General features: G+C 56.8%; 11 protein-coding genes. 7 read left to right on the top strand and 4 right to left on the bottom strand.

From position 1 onward, the window contains the following. The first annotated feature begins 190 nt into the window (after positions 1–190). From Poly21_RS19845 to Poly21_RS19835, 3 genes are all read left to right on the top strand, one after another. Positions 191–13,366 carry a choice-of-anchor Q domain-containing protein gene (locus Poly21_RS19845; RefSeq protein ID WP_146408559.1) on the top strand — a complete coding sequence of 4,392 codons (13,176 nt, stop codon included), beginning with the start codon at positions 191–193 and terminating at the stop codon, positions 13,364–13,366. 119 nt (positions 13,367–13,485) lie between these two features. Further along, positions 13,486–14,838 (top strand): Gfo/Idh/MocA family oxidoreductase, encoded by a 1,353-nt coding sequence (locus Poly21_RS19840; RefSeq protein WP_146408558.1) that lies wholly within the window; start codon positions 13,486–13,488, stop codon positions 14,836–14,838. 212 nt (positions 14,839–15,050) lie between these two features. Further along, positions 15,051–16,460 (top strand): amidase, encoded by a 1,410-nt coding sequence (locus Poly21_RS19835; protein ID WP_146408557.1) that lies wholly within the window; start codon positions 15,051–15,053, stop codon positions 16,458–16,460. Positions 16,461–16,505: 45 nt separating this feature from the next. On the opposite strand, the gene Poly21_RS19830 is transcribed toward Poly21_RS19835, so the two are convergent. From Poly21_RS19830 to trhO, 3 genes are all read right to left on the bottom strand, one after another. After that, the gene (locus Poly21_RS19830) at positions 16,506–18,410 is read right to left on the bottom strand and encodes a hypothetical protein (protein WP_302119700.1); all 1,905 of its coding nucleotides are present in this window, start codon (positions 18,408–18,410) and stop codon (positions 16,506–16,508) included. 234 nt (positions 18,411–18,644) lie between these two features. Then, positions 18,645–20,906 carry an amino acid permease gene (locus tag Poly21_RS19825; RefSeq protein WP_146408556.1) on the bottom strand — a complete coding sequence of 754 codons (2,262 nt, stop codon included), beginning with the start codon at positions 20,904–20,906 and terminating at the stop codon, positions 18,645–18,647. A gap of 32 nt (positions 20,907–20,938) precedes the next feature. Next, positions 20,939–21,955, bottom strand: coding sequence for an oxygen-dependent tRNA uridine(34) hydroxylase TrhO (trhO, locus tag Poly21_RS19820; protein WP_302119697.1), 1,017 nt, complete (start codon positions 21,953–21,955; stop codon positions 20,939–20,941). Between the two features lie 181 nt (positions 21,956–22,136). On the opposite strand from trhO, the gene Poly21_RS19815 reads away from it, so the two are divergent. Genes Poly21_RS19815 through Poly21_RS19800 form a run of 4 tightly spaced genes read left to right on the top strand, consistent with a single transcriptional unit; the run spans position 22,137 to position 25,605 of the window. After that, positions 22,137–22,829 (top strand): ankyrin repeat domain-containing protein, encoded by a 693-nt coding sequence (locus Poly21_RS19815; protein ID WP_302119696.1) that lies wholly within the window; start codon positions 22,137–22,139, stop codon positions 22,827–22,829. A gap of 15 nt (positions 22,830–22,844) precedes the next feature. Further along, positions 22,845–23,075: an RNA polymerase sigma factor gene (locus Poly21_RS19810; RefSeq protein WP_302119694.1), complete on the top strand. Its 231-nt coding sequence runs from the start codon at positions 22,845–22,847 to the stop codon at positions 23,073–23,075. Next, complete coding sequence (locus Poly21_RS19805) at positions 23,072–24,517, top strand: serine/threonine-protein kinase (RefSeq protein WP_302119692.1); 1,446 nt, start codon at positions 23,072–23,074, stop codon at positions 24,515–24,517. The genes Poly21_RS19810 and Poly21_RS19805 overlap by 4 nt, the downstream gene beginning before the upstream one ends. Continuing rightward, positions 24,514–25,605 carry a hypothetical protein gene (locus tag Poly21_RS19800; RefSeq protein WP_146408552.1) on the top strand — a complete coding sequence of 364 codons (1,092 nt, stop codon included), beginning with the start codon at positions 24,514–24,516 and terminating at the stop codon, positions 25,603–25,605. The genes Poly21_RS19805 and Poly21_RS19800 overlap by 4 nt, the downstream gene beginning before the upstream one ends. Before the next feature lie 183 nt (positions 25,606–25,788). Here Poly21_RS19800 and Poly21_RS19795 read toward each other — a convergent pair whose 3' ends face one another. Then, positions 25,789–26,574 (bottom strand): glycosyltransferase family 2 protein, encoded by a 786-nt coding sequence (locus Poly21_RS19795; protein ID WP_146408551.1) that lies wholly within the window; start codon positions 26,572–26,574, stop codon positions 25,789–25,791. Positions 26,575–26,583 lie beyond the last annotated feature (9 nt).

Genomic DNA, 26,583 nt, shown 5'->3' with positions numbered 1-26,583 from the left:
CGGGCGATTGTCGATTCGATTGGCTGTTTTGCGAATGATGCCGGAGTTTTATCTGACCCAATAGCAAAATTTTTGTGTGGCGCTTCTTCGAAGTACTTCTTAGGTGGTGAATGGTCGGTGCGCGGAAGTACTGATTTTTTTGGCACTCTTTGCACATCCACGACATCCAGGAAATGAAGCGAAATACACCATGGCCAGACCAACCTTCAGTGACCGTTTCCTGCGCCGCAAACCAGCCCGACGGATCGCAAGCAGGCGGCGTCGTCCGTTTCGGCTTGAGCAACTCGAAAAACGCAACTTGCTCGCCACGTACGTTGTCAATAGCCTGTCCGATGACGTCAATGATGCCGCCGACTTAAATGGTCGAGTGACGTTGCGGCAGGCACTCCTCGCCGCGTCATTCGACAATTCGCGGCCTTCACGTCTACCGTCGGGCGAAGAGGTGGACATCATCCGCTTCGCTGATTCCTTATTCACCGACGGTGCTAAAACGATCACGCTGAAGCCCGAGCAGCACTTGGATCTGATCTCGTCGCGGGTCCCGGCGGGAGCGTTATTTGTCGACGGTAGCTTTGACAACGCGGACCCCTTCATCGCCGACGGCGGCAGTGTCTCGATCGTTGGTCCAGGGCCCGATCTGTTGACGATTGACGCGGGTGGTGCCGATAACATCTTCATCACGGAAGATGTCGTCAACATCTCAGGCATTCGACTGACTGGCAGTCAGCAACGTGCGATTCGAGCGAGGGTGGCGCCCCCTTCGAATTATTCAGGGACGGTCTACGAGTCCGTCAACACGACGATCGACGACGTGAGGATCGACGGCAACCGCGGCGGTGGCATCGTTCATACTCAAGGTGTGTTGACGGTTCGCAACAGTATCATCGCCGACAACGGCTTCGTTGGCGAAACGGTGCAGCAAGCCAGCGGTGGCGGAATCGATATCGCGATTACGGGCGGCCGCAATGTGCCGTCCGTTATCATCGAAGACTCCGTTATCCGCGGCAATCAAGCATTCCAGGGTGGTGGGATCGCCAATAACGGTGGTCAACTGGTGATCTCCCGCAGTACGATCGAAGATAACATCGCCGTGGCCAGCCCCACAAACGATTCGAGCGGCGGTGGCATCTATCTTGGTTCATTCGATCATCAGCCGGCCTCTGTGGCAGTTTCGATCGATGGATCGGTGATCGCCAACAACACTGCGGATATTGGTGGCGGAATCTTTGTTGCCAACAGCAGTGTGATCGTCCGCGAGAGTTTGATCGACAGTAACAGGGCGCTGAAGTCAGGTGGCGGAGTGGCGGTCCTGGAGCAGTCTGGCTTGTTTCGCGATCCATTCTCGACGGACATGGTCTTACTCGGTCAAGACAGTCGCTTCACACTTAGCGGTAGCACGGTATCGTCGAACGTTGCACCGATCGGTGGCGGGATTGATAACCTCGGCGGCACCGTCAGTGTCACCGAGAGCACCTTCAATGATAACGAGGCGACGAAGGACGGTGGGGCGATCGCGGCTCGACGGACCATCGAGGGCGTTTTCGGTACGAATGGCCCCAGGACGGTGCTAAGCAATACGACGATCTCCGGCAATCTGGCCGCGGACTCGGGTGGCGGCATCTTTTACGATCCCATCACGATTGGCGTCGACGACGATCCTCGATACTCCGACAATCAGAAAAATGAATTGCGTTCAAACGATAGGCTGAAATCGAGTCTGGCGGGACTGAATAGCTATCTGAGGCTGATTAACGACACGATTGTGTTGAATCAAGCGGATGCGAACGCTGACTTCGTGGGATCTGGCGGCGGCTTGGCGGTCAATGAAGTTGTCGGCTCACCGGCCACGAGGCTGATCAATACCATCGTCGCGGGCAACACGATCCGTGATATTGATGCTGTGCAATTGGTTGCACCGAGCGATCTGGGATTGTTGTCATCCCAGCCGATTCGAGTCAATGAGAGTCGCTACAACCTGATCAGCGATCCCAACACGGCCGGTGGATTGATCGACGTTGGCGTAGTGGGTGTTGCACCGGAGTTAAACAATCATGTTGGCGATGCGATAGGAAACCCGTTGGACATCGATCGAATTCTGTTTCGTGATCTAGCGGATAACTTGGGAGGCCAACCTCAGGCACCACTATTCGGCACTGGTCGCCAAATCCAGCGACCTGCTGTCCATGCCTTAAAGATAAACAGTCCAGCACTGGATGCCGGGACGCCGTTCCTGCCATCAGCTACCGAGGGAATTCACTTTGATCCATCGGGCACACCGATATTTTTGTTTGGTGCACCTTACCCTGACGCCTTGCAGTCCGATCAGCGCGGGTTGCCGTTCTTGCGTGTCGATGAATCCGTCAGGGATGCAGGACAATTTGAACGACCAGTGGACATTGGTGCCTATGAAAGCCAATTACGCCCGATTTTTACCTCCAATGAACTGGTCGTTTCTACGTTGGGTGACGATGAAGATGGCGACTATTCCTACGGCAACCTATCATTGCGTGAGGCGATCAGCATTGCGAATCGCTCGCCCGATCGGAACGGCATCCGCTTCGCTCCTTCCCTGATCGAAACGGAATCAGGCGTTACGTCGACGATCGTACTGACGTCCCCGCTGCAGATCAATTTTGATTTGACACTCAGCGGGCCGGGCAGTGACTTAATGCAGATCAGCGGCAACGATCAAACGCGAATGCTGGAAATTGGTCCCCTCGCGACGGTGACAATATCCGGCCTGTCGCTGGTCGACGGCTACGGCGCTCGCAGCACGTCCCTGTTTGACACCATTTCCATGACGGCAGGTGGAGGAGCACTGTACAACGCCGGGGATGCGACGCTGAGCGATGTCAATTTCCATGACAACCGATCCGTCGACGATGGAGTTAATTTGGTGAACTCCGTTCTGTTTCTGAGCTCTGGTGGCGGCGCTATTTTAAACACCGGCACGATGTCGATTAGTAACAGTGTGGTTTCAAACAACCAGTCGGACACCGATGGCGGCGGCATTGCCAATGTGCTTCCCGAGACCGGCCGTCTACGAAATAGTTCATTACAAATCGGTCCCAACGTCGAGATTAAAAACAACAACGCTGGTAGTCTCGCTGGCAACGCGGGCGGTGGCGAGCATCGCGGCGGCGGTATCTATAGCGAAACGCCGCTGACAATCATTGATTCTACGGTGCAAGGTAATGTTGCGCGCGGCGAAGGCGGAGGCGCGTACAGCGGTCCCAATCAAACGGGTTTTTCCTCCAGCCTGACCGTTCAGCGAAGCACGTTCACCTTGAATACATCTAACGGTGGTGGCGGTGGCGCGATCCGCTCGTTGGCGGAGTTGAGTGTTTTTGATACCTCTGTTGTCACCAACGCAGCGGTGAACGAACAGGGTGATACGGCCATTGGCGGCGGTATTTACGCGACGGCCCAGGACGCGAACTCCGTTTTGATTGAGCGTTCCACGGTTTCTGACAACATCGTGGACAGCGTGAAATCACTGGGTGGCGGCATCGCGATTGACCTACTTCGCTCGGTACGTGGATTCGCAAAACCCGGAGAGTCATTCACAATCCTTAGCAGCACGATTGCGGAAAACACAGCCAAGGGTGGGGCGAATGCATTGGGCGGTGGTGTGTTTGTATTCGGCGGCGGCGTGCCAGTGATTCGCGATTCGACGATCGCTCTGAACCACTTGGAAGGATTGCTGCACCACGGACCAGGAATTTTCCTGGATGGCCCCGCAAGCATGGGAAATACCATCGTTGCCGCCAACACGTCAGCGGCATCGTCAAACGCCACGATCAGCGTCGGCGAACAGGTTTACATCTATGCCGCCCCCGAACCATCGCTGCAGATCACAAACAACGCCCCGTTCCTGTCATCTATCAATGATGGTTATCAGGGCGAACTGCGTTTGACCGAAGCCAGCATTATTCCAAGTTTTAACGGTTCACAATCAGGCATCGCGGGCGCCTCTTCGGGTGTGAATACCACTCTCGTTCTGAATGACGATCCAAACCTCTCACCGCAGTTGAGGGACAATGGTGGACGCACGCAAACCATCGCGGTCGGAGCGAACAGCAATGCGATCGATAACGGAATTCGCCAGGGACTGCTGGATCAACGCGGATTCCCAGTCACTGATCAAGCGGCGTCCATATTTGATGCCGCAGGCGCTGACAACGAGTTTGGCGATATCGGTGCCTATGAGTCCAGCCAGATTCGGACGGCCAAGTTCACCAGCGAGATTCGCGATGCCAGCCAATTTGGGACAGGGGATGCCCTGGTGTTTGGCCAAGGCTTTGACGATGGCCGCCCCAACAGCAACATCCCCAAGGCTCCCGGTTTCCTCGGAATTGAATTTGACAAAACATTCAGTGTCGGACCAGGAATTGCCACCGATCCGTTGTTTGGTACGAAATGGGGTGCCGATGCGAAGGCCGATGTGGATGGACGCATCGGTATCGAGTACGGCTACTACGTCAACTCCGGTTCCGTCGACACGTTCTATGACGGTGTTTTTGCCTACTCGATCAATAAAACATCGGACACCGAATATGTCATCGGCACGGGCACCGAACTGACCGGCGGCAGCTTGTACACCGTTTCGCCTCGGATCAGCGCCTATGCCGACTTGGTGTTTAGCTTCAACGCGACCCTGAGCGGTACCGGGTGCGTCGTGGCCTGTGCCAGCGGCACGTTGCCGATCGGTGTCAACGAGAAGATACCGTTGTTTTCAATCAACCGTCAACTCGAAGATGCCAACGGCAACAAACAGTTCAGCAAACCAGACGGCGGACTGACGACTGACAGTGAAGGAGGCAAGAACCCAGCGGCGTTCGATGGCAACATCGTGATCGCGGGACTGAACCTCAGCTCTCTCCTAGCCTATGATTTTGATGACGATGAGAGTCAAACGGACGAGGTGGCTAAGGCGCGTGAGGCCAAGCGTAAAGCCGAAATCGCCAAAGCGCAAGGCAAGCCCGGTGACCACGATGCGGAGATTCGAAAAGCGATCGATGACGAGAAAAAGGCGACCCAAAAGAAATCTGGCGACGAAACCGGTGGTGGCGCGGGGCTGAGTGTTTCGTTTGGCCAAGCCGAAGACCTGCTGGGTGTCAAAGCCGATGTCAGTGTCGGCGGCAGTGTCAAGGTGGGCGGTGTTAAAGTGGGCGTCGAAAAACCACTCGGTAGTCTGTCGCTCACCGTCCCTGATGTTCAACTGACCGATCACGAGTTTGACAACGCACAACATCGTTTATCGGCAACCACGGATGACTTTGCACGAGGCTCGGACTTAGACGCCAAACGTAATATCGCCTCACTCTCTGTCGACGTTGGTGCGATCGGGCCCTTGGGGACTTACAATTTGTCGGCGGGGCCCATCGACGTTTCCGCGACGACCGTCTCCTACGTCATCACGCCCCGTTTGGCTGTCAAACAAAGCGTTTCGGTGGAACCTTACTTCGATGCGACGCACCAAGCGGCATTCGATTTCACGTTTGACGGCGGCGGTACGATCGATGTGTATGCTGGCGCGAACGGGTCACCGCAAGCGATCGCATCTGGGGGTTCGATCAGCTTCATGCCTGGCACCGAAATTCGAGTGAACTCCAATGGGAAAACCAATGTTCACGTGACGCCTTCGGTAAATCTCGGCAACCGTTTCTCCAACGACATCGGCTTGGACTTGGATGTGCAAGGGTTGCTGGAGATCCTGAAGCTAAAGCTATCCGCGTTCGGCACCGATTTGATCGATCTGGGGCCGTTGTACCGGGAATCGCAAACGCTGCTCGACAATTTCGACATCGGCTCCATCTTTGCTTCTACCTTCGATCTACCGTCCACGAGAACGGAGCTCGCTGGCTTCGATCTCGATTCCCCGGATCCTGGTTCGGAGCGAGATGGCAAGACGCCGGGCGGTGCGTTCTTGTTGACCTCCGGTACGCCCACCCAGATTGATCCAGTCGACAATCAGACGACGTATTTCACGGTGCCGTTGATTGGTCCTGACGGTGTCGTCCACACCGACGTCAAGTTCCAGACACAAGGAAACGACACGGTATTAATTCGTCCGCCGTACGCTGGCTTGACCTTGGAGTTGCTCGATGGCAACGGTAATGTGCAAAGCGCTTATGTCGTCGATGTGGGGGGCAGCACTTTTCAGCCTGGCAACGGTCCCCAGTCATGGCGGTTGCGAGGTTTCGAGGACTTGCTCGGCAGCGAAGCGACCTTCGGAGTCAAGTTTTCCAATGGTGCGGAGCGGCACGTGACCGTCACCGCCGAAGGTGGTGCGCCGCTGACTCAAAAAGGCGATCACGTCTCGCAATTGTTAACTGCGGCGAAGCAAGCAGAGTTCGAAGCGAAGGCCAACCTGTTCGTTCGTGACAACGATTTCACGCTCGATATCGATGGCGATGGAAAGCTATTGCCGACGACCGATGGCACCTTGATCGCGCGGTACATGGCGGGCAAAACCGATTCAGCATTGATTGACGGAATCACGTCCACCGATGTGGTGTCGAGTACTGCGACGCGGACCACCGCGTCTGAAATCCTTGCGTATCTACAGGGCCTGGAATCGAAAGGTCGTTTGGATGTTGACGACAACGACGCGGTCGAAGCCAGCGTGGATGGCGTGTTGATCTTGCGACATTTTTCGGGCATCGGTGCCACGTCGACGACCCAAGCGGCATTGACGGCGGGTTTAGTGTTTTCGCCATCGAGCCAGCGAACCTTGCCTGCGGATATTCGTGCTTTCATCGATGGGGGCACCAGTCCAGCGCTCAACCAAACCTACGCCGACGATGTGTTGTCGTTCTCGGACCGGCCAGACTTACCGCAATTTCCAGTCGCCAGTGACGCGGTGATTGGTTCGTCGCCTTACGCACCTTTGCAGGCCGCTTTCGATCGCGCGATCGGCGTCTATGATTTGGCCACATTTGGGGACCTTGTGCCATTCGAAGACCTTTATCTCGTTGACGAAGACGATGCCAATGTGCGTACACTTGTTCGATCCAGCGCCGCTGGAACTCCTGGTCGCAGGATCGATGTGCCGACGGAGTTACAGAGGTTTTTAAGCGATCCGCTGTCGCCAGAAATTGATGTTCTGACCGAGCGAATCCAACGCGTGACCCGAACTCAATCGCTGGGCGTCGAAGAACCGATATTCGTTCGTATTCCCGCAGCGGCCGGCTACGAGTTCAACGTTCCGACTGGACTTGCCGTGACACAGTTGCAATTCGATGCCGGTGCTGGAGGTAACGCGTTGTTGGATCACACGGTCGCCAACTCCGGGACTGATATCGATTTCGATCTGTTCATTCCAGCCACTTCGCAGTGGTTCGAGATCTCGATGAGCACGCCGTTCACGCTGCCTGCAGGTACTACCCAGTTTGAACTGTACCCGCGTCCGTTGGTGTCCCTGCAGGCGTTGGATCCAGTCAACCAAACCAAGCCTGATCTGGATTTGAACGTGGGTCTGGTGCTGAGCGGCCCGGCGACACCAGTTCCCAATCTGACCGTGAAGATACTTGCGGATCAACAGTCGACGGTGAACCTCGATGAGATACTCATCGGTGCCGACCAGACGGCGCCGTACCAAACCCGCATCGCTCGCGATGGTGCGTATCTTTCGGTCAGCACCAACGGCGTGCCAGCGATCCTTTCAACTCAAGATCACCCATCGCAAACGACGGGGACTCACGCCTACACGTATGCCTCGCTTGATTCGAGTCGCTACGCGGTTGCCGATGACCCAAGTCGTACGCCAGCATTGGTGATCACGGGCATTCCCAATACATCGGACACCTTGACCTTGGATGGACGCGGTGGGCCGTTGTACCAATCGTTTCGTTTCGATGCCGAGCCAGGCCAACTTGCCCCGGCAAGTGGATGGAGCGATGGAATCGACGTCCAGGGGCAGGGTGTCGTCGTTGACTTGCGAAGTTCCGCCATCCACGGCGTACAACGCATCGACATGCGTGGCTCAGGTGCCAACTCGCTGACCGTCACGCCCAAGTCTCTGTATGACAACGCGAGCGAAGGCAAACCTTTGATTGTAATCGCAGGCGCTGACGACACCGTCACGCTTAGCGAAGCTGCAAGTTGGACCAAGCTACCGACGCAAGTCACCGATCCCGTCTCGGGGTTAATGTTTGACGTGTTTGAGAATAGTTTCGAGCAGGGTTCGGATCCGGTGCTCTCTTACCCGGTCGTGCTCTGGGTCTCTGTCGCCGGGAATACACCCGCGGCGCCCGCGCCACCGGCAGTTCCCGACTTTCCATTTCCTGCATCGACGCTGACGAAAGCAGTCGACAACCCGATTCAGGCACCGGGGCAGGTGGTAATGATCCCGCCATCGGATACAGATTTGACGCTCGGTGAAAAATTCACCATCGACGTGCAATACAATATTGATGCGAGTACCACGGTGCCGCCTGCTCTCTTGCTGGAAATTCATTACGATTCCACGCGAGTCGCCTTTAGCGGAGTTCCGTTCTTGCTGGGTGCGGGTTTAGTCAACGGTGCGAACGCGAACAATGCCGAGTTCGAAGTCGTGTCGGACAATGATTTGAGAACCGACACCACGATCATCTTGTCATGGAACAGCTTTTTAGGAGCTTGGCCAGCCGATTCAACGACACCCGAAAAATTGGCTACTATTGAGTTCCAAGGGTTAGACGTCAGCGGCGTGAGCGATATTCGTGTGACGGGTGTCTCGTCCAATGGTTTTCTTCTCGATGCCGATCATTCCGTTCGCGTCACGCTGGAGGGGAATCTGCCACCGACGTTCACAGCGGTAGCGCCACCGGCGGTGCATGAAGATTCCGGACCGCAGAGTTTTGAATTGGTCACGACCTCCGATGCCATCGAATTGGGGCAATCGATCAAGGGTTTCTCCGTTTCCCAACTCAGTCGCCGTTCTTTGTTCGCTGTACCACCGATGATCGACGCGAATGGACTATTGACTTACACACCGGCACCTAACGCATCGGGCGCCAGTTCGTTTGTGGTGGTGGCGTTGGACGATGCCGGTGGTTTGGGTTCAGGTTCAGGAACATCCGCACCGCAAACGTTCACGATCCATGTCACTCCACGAAACGACGCGCCGTCGTTCACGGCTATCGATCCACCTGTCGTCGATAGTGACAATGGTCAACAAACCGTCGTGGGTTGGGCCAGTAACTTTGTTCCCGGTCCTGCCGATGAAGCGTCTCAGTCGATTCGAGCCTACGTCGTCTCGACCGTTGATACAGACATGTTTGATGTCTTACCAGCAGTGGATGTTGCTGGCAACTTGACCTACACCCCGAAACCCAACGTCGTAGGTCGCGCCCGATTCACGGTCAGTGCCCAGGACGATGGGGGAACCGCCAATGGCGGTACCGACACGTCGGTACCCATCGCCTACGGGATTACGCTGATCGATCCACCGAATATTACAGTCCAACCCGAGAATGCGGTCGGCGTTTTCAATCACGAAGGTAGCTTGACAGTCACGGCCACCGGCAACGATCCATTGCAGTATCAGTGGATCATTCATGAAGATAAAGCTGTCGATGGTTACCTGTTGGGCGCGGACAAGCGGACGCTTACCTTTCCGCAGTTGCTGGAGAACGAAACCGGTGACTATCAAGTCATCGTCACCGATTCTGGTGGCTCTACGATCTCGGATTCAGTCAGCCTGGGCGCTCAACTCGATTTTCAGAACAATCCGTTTCATTTCATCTACGACTCGACAAACTCCGTTGGATTCAATGATCCGGTGGAAGGTGATGGATATAAACAAGACCTTGAAACAGCGGCAGCGTATGTTCAGCGGTTATTGTTCAACTTCTTGCCCGCGGGTGTAAAAGTTGATGTCCTGGTGCGATCGCTCGAAGGCATGATACCTAAAGTTGAGATTGATTCTGAATACGAGATCAGTGGACCTGGCTTCATTCGTAGTGTCGCATCCGAAAAGTTGGCGTCGGGTAACGATCTCAACGGCAGCGCCATCGACGTGACATTGGATGTCACCTTCCCATCCTCGGCCAGCCCGTTCACGTTCGAATGGAGTGTTGATGAATTGCAGTCAAATCCGGATACCGCGATTGATACGGTGTCGTTCCTGTTGCACGAACTCACGCATCTGTTTGGTTTTGATTCCAATATTCAGCAAGATGGCACCAGTCGGGTCAGCAGCGAGAGCGACGATGGACGTGGTCGCGTCTGGACGGAGTTTGACCGCCACCTAGGTGACAAGGATGGACATCTGCTGATCGATCCCGTGTCGTTTGAACTGAATCAGGCGATGTGGGACAGGATCAGCACCGGCGGTCGAGATGCCAATGGTGGCGGAACGCCCGATGGAGGACTGTATTTCCACGGCGCAATCGCCTCGGGACCGTCCAGCCTGGGCGGTTACAATGGTCCGATTCCGATCTATTCACCGCCGATATGGGTGGAAGGCGAAAGCGGTCGGCATCTCGCTCTCTCCGATACTGACTCGTTGATGACTGCGGGCTTGCTCACTGGCTTGCGCCCGCTTGAGCACAGCAAAGTTGAAAAGGCGATCCTGCGTGATACCGGCTACAAAGTCGACGAATCCAATCTACCAACGTTCACTTCGATTCCGGCAACCTATGAAGCGACCGGTCCGAGTGGGATCAGCGTTTCGGCGTTAACCGCTTCCGCGACCGATGATTCAGATCCCAACCCGATCGTAACCGCCATCGCAGCGGGGGCGTCGTTCTTATTCCCCGACCATACCTTGCCGTTGGGCAAGACTCGCGTCTTATTTCAAGCGATCGACTACTTCGGCAATGTCAGATTCGCCGAGCAAGAGATTTCCGTCGTGGACACCACGGCGCCGTCACTTCTGTTGGAGAGAGACACCGTCGTATTGGATGCTGGCCAATCGCTCAGCAATGCCTTGGCGATGATCAATCCGCAAGCAACCGACCTGGTTGATGAATTCCCCACGATCGTCAACGACGCACCTGCTGTATTGCCCAACGGGATGACAACGATCGTATTCACGGCAACCGATCGATCTGGCAACGTCAGCACTGCGACCGCGACGGTCAGCACCGCTAAGGAAACGCCCGTCGTAACGTGGGCCAATCCAGGGGATATCGTCGCTGGAACTGCGCTCGGGGCTAGCCAGCTCAACGCATCCGCCAACGTTCCCGGCAACTTTGTTTATACCCCTGCTATTGGAGCGATACTCAGCGCAGGTGCCAGTCGTTCGTTGAGCGTCACGTTCACGCCGACCGATACGGTCACGTACGAATCCGTAACGGCATCAGTAACACTGAATGTATTGAACCAGAAAGATCCCGATATCGCATGGCCGATGCCCGCCGACATTGTCTTTGGGAGTGCGCTCAGCATGGCTCAGCTTAATGCGACCTCCACAGCGCTCGGCACGTTCGTCTATACACCAGCACTGGACACCGCCTTGAATGCGGGCAACGGCCAGACGTTGTCGGTCACCTTCACTCCCGATGACACGACACGATTCAACACGATTACCAAGACCACGTCGATCAACGTGTTGAAAGCTGATCCTGTGGTCGCGTGGACCGATCCAACGGCGATCTTCGCGGGCGTCGCATTAGGAACCGATGAACTCAATGCTACCGCGAACATTCCCGGCAGCTTTGTCTATCTCCCGGCCAGCGGAACGGTGTTGACCGCCGGAACCAGCCAATCACTCTCAACTACGTTCACACCGACCGACACGTCCAATTACAACACGGTCACGACATCGGTCACAATCAATGTGCTCGCTCTGTCTCTGGATTTTGGCGACGCGCCGTCGCAAACGCAGTCTGGATTCGACTCGAACTATCCGGTGACCAAGAATCAGGATGGGGCCAGCCACGTTGTGGGGAGTCTGTTCTTAGGTGCAGCCGTCGAAGCTGAAATCGATGGCACAGCGAGCCAGGATGCTGCGGGTGACACCGATGACGATGGCATCTTTTTCTTAACGAATCCCGTCGTTGGCACATCGACGACCTCCAGCGTCCGCGTGCATAGTTCGGGTACTGGAATTGTGGATGCATGGCTCGATTTTAATCGCGATGGTGATTGGAATGATCTTGGTGAGAAGATCATCAGCGGTGCTATCGTCAATGCGGGCGACACCTTGATCAGCTATCCGGTCCCTGCAGGAGCTTTAGCGGGCAGTTCCTATGCCCGCTTCCGCCTGTCCACCCTCGGCAGTGATCTGCCGACGGGCCCGGCGGAGGACGGTGAAGTCGAAGATTCTCAAGTTGATCTGCTCAGCGGCACGGCCTCTCCCACTGTTACTCTCCGATCGGTTACTTCGGACAACATGCTGAGTCTGGGACCCGATTTCGTTAGGTTGATTTCGGGAACACTGACCCAATTTGAAGCACCGAACGATCAAGTCGGCACGATTGATTACCAACCTCTGACCACGCCCGAGGCGATCAATGTGGTTTTGTCAGCCGACTACGCGGTGACCGCCGATCAAATCCAATTTCGCGCTTTCGCAGATGGCTCCAGTGTTAACCTTAGCGGCGCCGGTGGCTCGATCGATCTGACCAACGTCGCGACGCAGGCCGCCCAGGGCCGCGTTACGCTGGACCTGACCCATGGCGACACCAGCTCAGCGACCATTGATGCTGGCCTGGCGCAGAAATGGTCATCGGATACGTTGCCCATGCAAGTGATGATCGGTGCGAATGATCACTTGTTGTTCACCCATGCTGAAGAATGGCGGATGACTGATCCGGTCGGGATGGGCAGCACGTTTCAGCTGACGGCTGCTACACAGAGTGGCGACGCGGCGATCATCGTCAGTGCGGCACAGCCATGGCAGAACTTTATCCGATTGAACGATGTCAATGTTGATGGATTTGTGACGGCTCTGGATGCTCTACGCGTCATCAACGAACTGAACGAACCGAAATTCTCGGACTCCGACGGACGATTATTCGATCGCGCTTCGCTGACAGAGAATCCTAGGTCCTACTATGACACCAACGGTGATGGATTAGTGACGGCTTTGGATGCCCTACGGGTCATCAACGAGCTCAACACACAGCCCGCAGGAGGGGAACCCATTGAAAACGCCAGCCAGGGATGGTCACTCGCCGCCAAGGTGACCCCTCTCGCGGTGGCACGGCATATTCGCACATCCAACGGCGAGTCGGTGCCCACACGCGAAGAATTGCGAGTGAGCCCGCGCTCGGACAACCCCAGTGTGATGAGCACGGATCTCGTGATGCGTCAACGAGCCCCAGCGGATCGGCGATCTTTCTCCGCAGACGAAAATTCGTTGGCCGATAAAGACTTGCATGCGGTCGATGAACTGTTCGCGAAAGAAGCGTTTGCCGATATTCGCGTATTGTGAAGTAGGGCCGGTTCCACCGGCCACATGCGTTGGATGAGCGACGCTTAGGGTAGGAACCGGCCCTACCTGCTAGACTGTTAGTATCTGATTATTGCTTCCTTTCTTCCATGGATATTTAAATGAGTGCTAACCGACGTGATTTTCTCCGCACGACCGCCGCTGCTGGATCTGCCCTGTCAATCGCAGGCTCTGTACCGGCCGCTGAGGGAGCCGATTCGCAGAAACGTCGCCTCGCCGCGATTGGTGTGGGTGGTAGCCGTGGTCGCTACAACCGCGGCGGGAGCATCGCTCGGGGGGCTGCGAAATTCGCTAACATGATCGCGGTCTGCGATGTCGATGATGTACATGCTGCGGAATTCAATCAAGACTTTGGCGGGAAACTGAAGACATACCGCGATTACCGGGAGCTGCTGGAGAAGGAAAAGCCAGAGGTCGTCACCATCGGTACCCCTGATCACTGGCACGTGCCCATTGCTATCGCCGCCCTCCGCAGTGGTGCCCACGTGTACTGTGAGAAGCCGCTGACGCTCACGATCGACGAGGGTAAACAGATTCGCAAGGTGGTTGAAGAGACCGGCAAGGTATTTCAAGTGGGGACGCAGCAGCGGAGCGACATATCTCGCTTTCTAACCGCGATCGCGATGGTGCAGAGTGGACGCCTCGGCGACAACGTCAACGCCTATGTGGCGATTGGGGGCGCTCCCGATGGCGGCCCATTCGAGAACACCGCCGCTCCCGAAGACATCGATTGGAACCTGTGGGTAGGACCCGCACCTGAGGTCAAGTATTGCGATGAACGCCGCCGGTTTTTCCGCTGGTTCTTCGAGTACTCGGGTGGAAAGATGACGGATTGGGGGGCTCACCACATTGATATTGCCCAGTGGGCGCTCGCGCCAGGTGAAACCGGACCTGTCCGCGTTTTAGGTAAAGGCACGTTCCCGCAACGGGTGCCCGCTGACTTCAACTGGAACTCATTCCTCAACGGGGAAGCGTCGTTGCCCAACGGCTACAACACGGCAACCAAGTTCCATATTGACTTGGAGTATGAAAACGGATCGACACTCAGCGTCAACGATCACTACAAGCGGGAAAACGACAACGTCGATTTTCCCAATGGCATCCTGTTCGAAGGCAGCAAGGGCCGTATTTTCGTCAATCGTGGCAAGCTCGAAGGCCGTCCCGTTGACGCGTTGACGGATGCCGATCGCCAGCAGCTCGACGAGCTGATCATCCAGCTGTGCAAGGGCAAGAAGCCTGGAAATCACATGGCAAACTTCTTTGAGTGCATTGAGGATGGTGGAGTGCCGATCTCCGACGTATGGTCACACCATCGCACCATGACGACCTGTCACTTGTGCAACATCTCACTCATGTTAGGCCGTGAACTGAAATGGGATCCGAAAGCCGAACAGTTCGTCGACGACGAGCAGGCCAATGCGTTGCTCAGCCGGAAGTCGCGAGAAATTTCCTGAACTGCTCGGGCATTGATAACTGCGGAAAAATGTCGCACCGGCTCGAGCCTTGCAACGCAGCAGATCTGATCTATTGTGCCTGCATTGGAACCATTTCGGGTGCTGGCGTCTCGCTCCGGCTGCCATCCTTGCCGAGTCCATGTGACTGTGCCGTCCGGCGTCGCAGCTGAGGCTCCGAACTCAACGCCAGGTGATTGAACTCTCCTCTGCCTATGAAACCGTCCACCGCATCCGCGTTCACCGATGACGTGCTGGCCCGCCATGACGGGGTTGCGATTGCACGCTTAATACGTGATCGAGAGGTGAGCGTGGCGGAGGTGATTGCGGCGGCCATCGAGCGGGCAAACCAGGTTGATCCGCTTCTGGGAGCGATCGTCACGGACTGCTTTGACGCAGCTCGGCAGCGTGCTCGGAAGCCGCTCGATGGGCCATTTGCGGGTGTTCCCATGTTGATCAAGGACCTGACTGACGTGGCGGGCATGCCAACGAAATACGGTACGGCAGCTTTAGAGAACTCGCTGCCTGTCCACCGCACCCACCCGATCGCTCAGCAGTTGTTGGATATGGGGATGGTCTGTTTGGGTAAGAGCACGATGCCAGAATTCGGGTTCACCGCGTCGACAGAGTTCCCCGATCGTCCTCCCACACGAAACCCATGGAACCTTGAGCACACACCCGGTGGTTCGTCGGGCGGCTCGGCCGCACTGGTCGCTGCCGGAGTGGTGCCCATCGCCCATGGCAGTGATGGAGGTGGTTCGATTCGTATCCCCGCCTCCTGTTGTGGGCTGGTGGGATTGAAGCCCACGCGTGGTCGGCTGCTTCCTTCTCAGGGCCGCGAGCCTTTCGTGGGTATCGTGACTGACGGGGTACTCACACGTTCTGTTCGCGATACCGCGATGTTCATGGCGGAAGCGGAACGGCTGAGCCCACGCCGAGGGTTCATGCCCATCGGACATGTCCTGCGGCCGCTGGACCGCTCTTTGCGAATTGCTGCGGTAGCGGGTGACTTGGTAGATAGGTCGGTCGATCCGGTGGTGAAGCGAGAGTTTGCGGCGACCTTGAAATTGCTCGAATCCCTGGGGCATCGCGTCACTCCCGTCGAGCTGCCCAATACGGAGCAGTTTGCCGAGGACTTCCGAAATTTTTGGTGTCTGTTAGCCTGGACGGCAATGTCGACTTCGAGACGGCTAATCGATTCGAGTTTCGACCGAAGCCGAGTGACGGGATTTGTGAAGGAGTTGGCCGGCCAGATGCCACGCTGTCTACATAAACTGCCCGGCGCGGTGATGCGACTGCGTAAATCGTCTCAACGTAGTGGTCGATTGTATTCTCAATACGACGTCTTGGTCGGTCCCACGATGGGGGAGCGACCACCGCTGATCGGCCACCTTGCGATGGAATTGCCGATGGAGGTGCTCCTGCAGCGAATGCGCAAATTAGCGTGCTTCACTCCTTTGGCGAATGCCACAGGAGTACCCGCCATCAGTCTCCCGCTCGGTTTCGATATCGAGAAAAACCTCTCGATTGGAATGATGTTCAGTGCCAATCTCCAGCAGGAACGGCTGCTGTTGGAGCTGGCGTTGCAATTGGAAGCCGCTCAGCCATTTCGGTTGCTCGGGTGAGCAACCCCAGCTGCAAATATCTGGCTGCAAAGATTAAGAAGCTGCTCAACGACCTTTCGTATACCAGCCACTGTCGTGTGACTGTTGACGCACTTTGGATTGCCACGAATTGGCTTGCGTCGGCCGAGCCGGTGCTGGTTCGGTGGCACGGCCGGTCGCTGCCTCGCGTGGCGAATAGGCGGGCATGCGGTCACTGGTGCCTTGGATCGACGCTTCGCGAACCGGGACGCTGAGGCGTTGCGGCTGATTGGAGTGTCCCGACGTTCGCGGCGCGCCGCGGTAGTACGAAGCCGAGGGTGGCGGCAGCGCCGGCAGCAAGTCAGGGGCTGTTAGCTTCTCGGATGAATCAAACGGATTGTGATAGTCGTCCGGTGCGGGGATCGGGCGAACTCGGGGGGCCGAATCAGATGATTCGTAAACCAATCGATTATTTCCCTGAGCACTCGGACCTCCGGTTGTCAATCCTTGCAGGTCTCGCTCATCACGCTCGATCTCTGCACGGGTGCGCTGGGATGCATCATCCGCCGATGATCGGCTGTTGTCCGGAGGATTGAGTTGATAATGCGAATCTGTTGAAGGCCGTGGGGCTTCAGAATTGTCCCTGCTACGACTGCTGCCATAAGGATCGCTATTCGCATTCTCCGGTGCACCGTAGGACGGAATTGCCGGTGCTGTTTTCGCTGCAGACTCTTTCTCAGTGGCGGTGCGGCCAGCTTCGTAGCCTTGTCGATAGGCGTCGTCAACGGCCGCTGAGCTGTCGCGCTGATCTGAGTACGCGGGCTTGGCTGACTGCAGGCTGGGGGCGGAAAGCGGCTTGAGATCCGCTTGCACTTCGCGTTGGTAACTGGGAATGCTCGGCGAAGAGCTGCCCGTCAATGGACTCAGGTTCGCGTACACGTCGCTCGTATCGGTATCCGGGTAACTCAGTCGACCAGAAAAATTCGACGTGATAGGCGGCGGTGGTAGCGTGGGGGGATCTAGTGGCTGCAAATCGCCGTTGGCCGTTGTACCTCCGAGTGAACTTCCGTAGCCGTTCGGTAGGACAGTCGATGGAATGGAGGAGGTACCGTAGAGCGTGCCTGCGGAGGAATCGCATGGGGACGTGGCATTGCACGGGGCAATCCCCGAAGGTGTCATTTCATACGACGTACCTGGAGCTGGCGTTTGGGCGTAAGACGCTGCCGGTTCGAAGGTTGTATAGGGTGTACGCTGCACTTGCTCGACCGTCGATGCACAGGATTGCTGAATCGTTACCGTCGTTCCGGTGACCGGGTCGACTGTGGTTGCCGGTCGGTAGTAGGTGACCGGAGCGGAGTAATACGATGTTCGATATCCAGTCCCCAATAGCGAATCAAAGAATCTCGCCAGGCCACCTCTCGGTGGGGCAGCGTAGGTTGTGGTGACAGGCAGCTGTACCGAGGAGCCGTAATTCGCTTGATAGGTCGTTGCCGGTGTTGTGATGACACTGGGCGAAGCAGAGGCGTAATTATTGGGATAGACATTTCCGATCCCGTAGGGCGCACCACCCGCAGGCACCGCACCACGATATCCCGAAGTGATCGGAAGATCGGAGTATACCGATGGGTTATTGAGCGGGACGGCCGCGTAGGCGGGCTGCTGAACCGAGCTGGGTTGCGCGTAGATACTCGAGCCCGCCAGTGGCAACACCGACGAATTCGGCGCAGCGGTCACCACAGGCGTGTATCCTGCGGTATAGGGAGTGTATCCGGCCCTATAGGGAGTGTATCCGGCCGTGTAGGGCGCCGTTGGGCAGGCTGCCGCGTAACCGGGGGTCACCGGCACGGCCGGGGCGACCGCGTAGGCCGGTTGCCGACCGTACAGCCAGTCCGTCAAGCAACATGCCGATGCCGGGGTCGTGGAGGTCACGCAGGCAACCAACGCATAGAGTGTGCGACGAGCAGGGGTCATTCGTGATAAGTGGGCAGGCATGGGCCATTCCAACGGTTAGCGTTTAAAGCAAAAATCAGTCGTGTGAAACACGGGCGCAGCATCACCAAATTCGCCGATCTGGGAGAGGTTCCGGTCCAAGTGAACGTCGCAGCCTCGGGTTGGTCAATGGTTCTTGAGCGAATATTTTAATCTTGAGAAGAGTTGCCACCCATCAGATTCCGGTCAAAATGACTGTAGCGATTAATTTGCCGCACTGAGTGGGGTGAGGGACAGCTAGCCACGACGACTAATGATGATAATTGGGCATTGGGTCTGCCGTGCGATTCGTCGCGTAAAGTCGCCAAAAAGTTTTTGCCGAGGGCCGAGTCGCTGAACTCCCAGTACGATCAATCCGTGTTCACCGGCTCGATCGACAATCGTGCCAATCGCATCGTCACTGGCAATGACCTCGACATCCCCACCGTGACTGGAGTTCTCTTGAGCAGTTCGCTTGAGGTCTTTGGCAATGCGGTTGCGATCGGACGCGGACATGCCAGTAGGGACGATCCGTAAAAACTGCACCTTTCGTTTTTGATTGCGAGACAGGCTACTGAGCAGGCGTGTGAGGAGGTAGTCGTGGCCGCCCTGCCCGCCGACTGGAACGAGGATTCGATCGGCATGTGCCAACTGCCAATCCCTGGGGGCGCGCAGCACCACGACGTCCGATGCCAGTTGACTGAGCAGACTCTCGAGCGGCGAGTCAGTGCTGTCTTGTGTGATTTCGCTTAAGCCCAGTAGCACTGATTCGCAGCGGTGCAGTTTCGCCACACGGGCGATCTCTTCGAGTGGCTTCGAGGATACCGTCGTCAGCGTCTCGCAGGGAATGCCCAATCGCACGGATGCTTGTAGAATCCGCGACTGTACGCTGGCCAGTCGTTGCAAGGGTTTCACGTCAGCGACAGGGTCCCAGTCCACGGGTGCCTCCACGACCGTTTGCACAAGAACCCGACCCACGTTCCAAGGGACGAGTGTTTCCGCCAGGGCAACCATGGGGCCAGCGTTATGCGGGTTGGCAATCGGTACTAACATCAATGGCGTGCTGCCTCGCAGTCTCGCCAGTTCAGGGTCGGAGGCGATATTCGAAACATCCGTTAATCTCGCTCGCCGCGCAAACAGGGTCAGGAATAGGATCCCGCCCAGGGTTAACCATGCCACAGCAATGTACCCTGCAGTCGGTACGGCAATTCCTTGGAACGTCGCCAAACTGAGGCAGGCTAGCCCGCCTAAGACAGGCACCAGTGGATACGCCGGAGATCGGAACGGTGGGGGCGATAGGCTGCGTCGACGGATCAGCACTGCCAGGCCGTGGGCGATAGCAAAGGTGACCAGGAAAATGAGACTCGACGCCGCACCCGCAGCCGCCACGTCCGGTAAAGCGATGATCAAGCCGCCGATCAGCAGCATCGTAACGAGTACTGCGACCCAGGGCGTCTGTGAGTGTCCGCTCAGTCTCGAGATCCATGATGGCAGCGTATGATCGCGCGACATTGCCAACGCGATCCGCGACGCTGCAAATAAGTTGGCCTGCAAAGCCGTGAACATTGACAGCAAAGCGGCGGCGATTACCAGCCAGTAGCCCGTCGTCCCCAGAAATTGTTCAGCCGCCACCGCTACAACGACCTCTGGATCTTCGGCGGCGAGTTCTGCGATCGACATGCCTGGCGGTGTACCGACGACGGTGAGCACAAACAGCAGCGGCAGATAGATCAGCAGCGCAATGATCAATGATAGGATCATCGCCCGCGGAATATTTTTGGCTGGATTGCGAACCTCACCGCCTACCGCGGCGATCAAATCAAAGCCTTGCAAAGCAATGAAACTGTAGCCCATCGCCTGGATCAGCCCTCCCGTCCCGGCAATCAGAAACGGGTGCAGCGCATGCCGCGTCTGGGATGGGCTTTGGCTGGCTACCGCCCACATGCCGCCCGCGATCAAGACCGAGAATACGAGAAGTTTCGCGGCATTGACCCACGGACCGCCCCCGCCGCTGCGAAGCATCATGACCAGACCCAGCAGCAGGGTGGTCGCTAAGGCGATCGAGGGAACAAGACGCTCGTCGCCAACCCAGGCCGGTGCACTGCCCCGCTGGGCAAGCACTTCACTCAACATGAGGGCGGCGAAACTACCAAAGCCAATCGCGTAGAGCACTGCCGCGACGATCGATGCGAACCACACCACCCAACCGACTGTGAAGGCCGCTTCGACCGACAGCACTTTGCGGCTGAAGAGATAGGTGCCGCCCGATTCAGGGAACTTGGACGACATCTCCGCAAAGCTTAACGCCGTCAGCAGGGCGATCAATCCATTGAGAGCAAACGCGACGATCGCCCCCGGTCCCGTCACGGCAAACGCCACGCCCGCTAAGGCGAGTATTCCGCCGCCGACGATCCCGCCCACGCCGACTCCGGTTGCGCCAATAAGCCCCAGATGTCGACGAATGGGTGGCGTGACTTGAGATGCAGCGTCAGGAGGGGTGTCATGATCGGAGTCGTTCATCCTGGATTCACCCTGTTGTGAATCATCATTGATCATTGACTGGGCGTCGCTGATATCGGATGGCTCGGGATCGATGAAGAGTTTGCTTGAAGGCCTTTGGCTGGTGTCTCGGCTTGCAGCCGATCGATTTGTGCTTGTCGCTCCCGGCGACGGCGACGCTGCTCGTCGGTCACTTGGGCGGCGCAGCGCGGGCAGGCCACGCCATGTTCATATCGAGAATCGTCTTTCATCTCGGGTGTCACCGGCCACCCACATCCGTGACACAGAACATGCTGGCCCGTTTGCAGTTGGTGGTCCACTGACACGCGGCTATCGAAAACAAAGCACTCGCCCTGCCAGCGAGAATGGTCTGGCGACACTTTTTCCAAGTAATTGAGGATACCGCCTCGCAGGTGGTAGACTTCCGAAAAACCGCATTCCTTCAGGTAGGCTGTTGATTTTTCGCAGCGAATCCCGCCGGTGCAGAACATCGCGACTTTCGGATGCCGCTCAGGGTCGAGGTGTTCAGCGACGTACTTGGGAAACTCGCGGAAGGAATCCGTGTTCGGGTTCACCGCTCCAGTGAAAGTTCCAATCTCGATTTCGTAATCGTTGCGGGTGTCAATCAAGATCACGTCCGGATCGTCCACGAGCGCGTTCCAGTCCTCAGGATCGACGTACGTTCCGACACTGTGGAGCGGATCGATACCGTCGACACCCAAAGTGACGATTTCTTTTTTCAGCCGCACGCGGGCACGTCGAAATGGGATCTGCTCGCACGTTGACCACTTCACGTCCGTCGACGCAAATGGCTTGTGAGCATCATAGTCAAGGTTTCGCAGCCAATTCACGAACGCTCGCAGTGCTGCAGGCTCACCCGCGATTGTGCCGTTGATGCCTTCGTGGGCGAGTAACAGCGTGCCAAAAATGCTCTCCTGCTGCATTCGATCGAGTAGCGGAGCTTGGAGCGATGCGTGATCGGTCAGCGGGGTAAAGCGATACAGAGCCGCCACCAAGACAGGGGCTGGCTCGGTTGGCGAAAAGCTAGAATTAACGGCGTGGTCGGTCAAGACAATTCCACCGCAAACGAGACGAGAAATGGAATGGAGTAGATGAATTGCAAGAGTCTACCGGCGACCGCCCGAATCGGCAAATCAAGATGGTTCAACGCAGTCACTCCGCGCAACATCGAGTCGTCCATGTTATGATGCGTGCATGAATAAAACGCTCCTCCGAAAAATGGCTGTCAACTTGTCACGGTGTCTTCTTTGCGTCGCCATGCTGGTGCTCGTCGGCTGCGCTAAAACGCCCAGCTCTTCCGGTGATTCGACGCTCACCCAATCCGACGAAAAATCGCAGCCGGCAACCGAGGCTGGCTCCAAGTCGGACCCAGGGACCACCGAAGCCTCTGACAAGCAGAAGTCCGCTGCGAAAGCGACGCCTGCCCAAGTGGAACCACCTGCCAAGCCGACCGTGGATGTCGCCAAGTTCATGGAAGACGCTCTTGAGGGACGCACCGAGGCGATTGAGCAAGCCATTGATGCCGGAGCCGATATCAATGTGCGTGACGAGGAACAGCGAACCGCCTTGATGCTCGCTGGTTTCAACGGACATACCGCGACGGTCAAGCTATTGCTCGAACAGGGTGCGAACGTCGGTGACCGCGATTCCATGGGCCGTACAGCATTGATGTTCGCCGCGACTGGCGACAACGCAGCGACCTGCAAATCGCTGCTCGATGCGGGGGCTGACGTCAACGCAACCGACACCGGCGAGGGGTTTACAGCGCTCATGCACGCCGCCTCCGAGGGCCAGCTCGAGGTGGTGAATTTGCTACTCGAGCACAAAGCCGACAAAGGACGCCGCGACATCGACGGCGACACCGCCAAGAGTTTTGCTGAAAAGAACGGGCACTCCGAAGTCGTCCGCGCACTCTCGAAATAAGCTGGCATCGGCCATGTGGCCGACGTTACCCAGCAGATCCTGCTCGCAATCGCTAGCTCGGTCGACCAATGGTCAGCCGACGGACGCGAAGCATCATTTCGCCGTTGGGTCCACACCATTGCACGTCATATCGTGATCAAGTTCATGGCGGGCGTCCGTCGCCATCCTGCCCCGCTCGGCGGCTCGGACGCAATTCGAATGCTCATCGCCCGCATCCGCCATCTGATCGATGAGGTGATGAAGTGACCAGGCAATCATTGAAACACGATCATCCAGATGACGAGGTGTTGGCCGCATCGATCCACGGTGACGTTGATGACGTTCTCGAGTCCGTCCTGATTTCGCATCTGGATCAATGCCCAGCATGCTGTGATCGGTTGCAGCACCTAGCGGCCGATCCAACGTCGTGCGAGCGGATTACTCAGTCGCTCAGCCGGGAGTGTCTGGCAGCGCGGTCGACGGATTTCGCCGATCATGGCACCGGGAACCTCGCTGATTTTGCCGTGACATTCTTGCAGCCGTCGGATCACCCCGACGCGATCGGTCGCTTGGGAGACTACGAAGTCTTGTCGGTGATTGGCCAAGGCGGCATGGGGATTGTGCTGAAGGGGTTTCAAGTAGAGCTCAATCGCCCGGTTGCGTTAAAGGTCATGTCGCCGCACTTGGCGACCCTGGCGATCGCGAGGCAGCGGTTCATGAGGGAGGCGCTTGCGACCGCTGCGATCGTGCATCCCAATGTGATGCCGATTCTATCGGTCAGCGAATCTTCGGCGCGATTGCCATTTCTGGTGATGCCCTTTGTCGCCTGCCACTCGCTCCAGCAGCGGTTGGCTGCCGACGGGCCGCTGCCGATGGAGGAATGCTTGCGGATCGGAGTGCAAGTCAGTGCGGGACTCTCTGCGGCACACAAACAAGGGCTCGTTCATCGCGACGTCAAACCGGCCAATATCTTGCTCGAACGAGGCATCGAACGGGCGATGCTAACCGACTTCGGGCTCGCCCGCGCCGCCGACGATGCCTCCGTCACGCGCTCGGGTGTGATCGCGGGGACGCCGGGCTACATGTCACCCGAACAGGCGCGGGGCGAACCGATCGACGCTCGTAGCGATCTGTTTTCGCTCGGTAGTGTGCTCTATGCCATGGCGAGCGGCGTCGCACCGTTTCGGGGCGAAACGAGCTACGGGATTCTGCGCAAAATCACCGATCATTCACACCGGCCACTTCACATGACCGCGCCATCGATCCCAGGGTGGTATGAAACGCTCGTTGACAGATTGCTATGTAAAGACGCAGTTGATCGGTTCGCCAGTGCCAATCAAGTGCAATCGTTATTGGAGTCCTGTCTCGTGCATGTTCAACAACCCGGTGCCGATTTACCGCCCGAATTGAAGCCTAGAAAACGAAAACGCCGACTCGTGATTGTGTGCGGTTTTTTGTTGGCAGTGCTCTGCTTGCCGGTGATCGTTTGGGTGGCGTATTCACAACTCAGGTATGCGCCACCTCCCGACGCGATCAGTGATGCTGAACGGCCTGTACCATCCAACCCAATTTGGACAGCACCGGTCGACCCGATTGACGAAGACTTGCGATCACTGAGTGATGAGATCGATGCTTTGTCGCAGCGGGTGTCTTCGCCGAGTGCGGAAGTTCCCTTTTCTGTTCCTGAAGTTGAAGGAGAATCGCGATGATGAATCGATCTGTTTGGAAATTTCTGGCAAGAGGTGGTCTGTCTGCACTCCTCTTTGCGGCCTTGCCCGCAACAATCGTATCTGCCCAGTCAGTCATGGCAGGAGGTATGGGAGGGCAGCCTGCTACTAGCCAGATGCCGCTCAAAGTCGTGATCATGTTGGGCAACGACTACGATTTCGCGCAGCCTCCGTTTGTTGATGCAAGCGATGTGCTGAGTTACTTCGACAATCTCGACCCTCTCAATCCCTTGCAGTTCTCGCCGCCCGTATTCGACACCATCGACGTGGACGTTGAAACTGCGATCCCTTCGGACCGTCATAAAATCGTCGTTGCGGTGATGCCACAGGACTTGGATGAAACTGACCAGAAAAAGTTCAAGAGAAAAGTTCAGCTAATCGCTCTGCGGTTTGGGATCAACCACGTTGAGACCATCGAAAAAAAACCCGACGCTGAGGAGATCAGTTACCCGGAAACTATTTGGCTACGGGTCCCGTTTTGGAATAGCGAGGATATGAGTGCTGAGGCTGGCAACTATGGTAACGTCGCGGTCGCACTCTCCAATGCCCTCGACGATGGGTTTTCTCATCAACCGCGCCTCGATATCTATGAGATACCTTATGACCCAAGTGACGATCCTTTCGGCGGCGGAGGTGCCGATCCATTCGGAAGTGGCGGCGGTGACCCGTTTGGTGGTGGCGATCCCAAGCAATCTTCGGATCCATTTGACGCTCCTGCCCCGACCACCGACGAGTTTGATCCATTTGGCGCAGGCAGTCCCCCCAAGCTCACGGATGATCAGATCAAAATGCAGATCGATCGCAGCAAACGTCTCATCGAGCAACTACGGCAAAAGGCGAAAGCGTCGATCAAATCGGAGGCATCAGCTGAACAGATTCGGAAAATAATCTCGATGTATGTAGCAGCCGACTATCACACCCACACTGAGATACAAAAACTAGAATTCCGTGCGCTCGAGTCCAAACTGGACAAAATACGCCAAGATATTCAGAAACGAGAATCTGAAAGCGTTAAGAAAGCCATCATCGAAGAGCGAGTTCGGCGGATGCTAGAGAGCCGGAATCAGTGAGTGCCGGAGGCACGGCACCTCTCTGCCGGGGACGTCAGTCCCCGGATGTACCGGTTCCTCAAACCGAAGTCCCGAGAGGGACGACAGCGAAACCAGACCTGGCATCTCGAATCGCTGTCGCCCCGTTCGGGGCTGAATCGGTAGGTGTATTTTCTACCGGGGACTTGCGTCCCCGGCATTGAGCTATCGTCCCTCACGGGACTCTCGAACCGCCTCGATTGCTTGCTCCAAGACCTCGTTGTAATACTTCAGCCGAATTTCGGCTTGGTCGAGGGAGCCGCCGAAGGAACGCTCCAGATCGAGATAGATCAGCGGCACAGGTAGCTCGATCACACGCAGGCCCGCCGCTGCAGCTTGCACCCAAAGCTCGAGCGGCATCGCGTACCCGTTGTCAGTGATTGTCATCGCCCGCAGAGCTTCGGCGCGATATGCCTTGAAACCGCAGAAGGCATCGGTGAGCTCGAATCCCAACCGTTCGTTGATCTCGGCCGTGATTCGCCGATTGATGCCCATTCGCTCGGCAGGCGGTTCGTCGTCGCCCTCAAACTTCTCCAAATAGCGACTACCCGAAACGATATCCGCCGACTTTGCCGCCTCAATGAAACTGGGGATGCGGTGTGGTTGGTGCTGGCCATCACAATCCAGAGTCACGATCCCCGCGTAGCCATGCTGGAGCGTGTAGGCAAACGCACTCTGCAATCCCGCCCCATAGCCCCGGTTCTGCGGATGATGAATCACATCAATGCGATCGGGCAGTGCCGCTTGGCGGGCATCGAGCTTGGCAGCGGTCCCGTCGGTGCTGCCATCATCAACGACCAGAATCCGGTCGCTGTGCCGCAGTACTTGATCGAGGACGTCGTCAACGTAGGCGACTTCGTTGTACACCGGTAGCGCCGTCAGCCAGTGGTGAGCACCTGCGGTCGGCGAAACATCGTTGGGAACGTGAGCGGTCCGGTCAAAATCAGCCATGAAAACTTT

The organism is Allorhodopirellula heiligendammensis, from assembly GCF_007860105.1.
Lineage (GTDB): Bacteria > Planctomycetota > Planctomycetia > Pirellulales > Pirellulaceae > Rhodopirellula > Rhodopirellula heiligendammensis.
The sequence above is the reverse complement of the archived record's forward strand: the minus strand, read 5'-3'. Positions and strand labels throughout refer to the sequence as shown.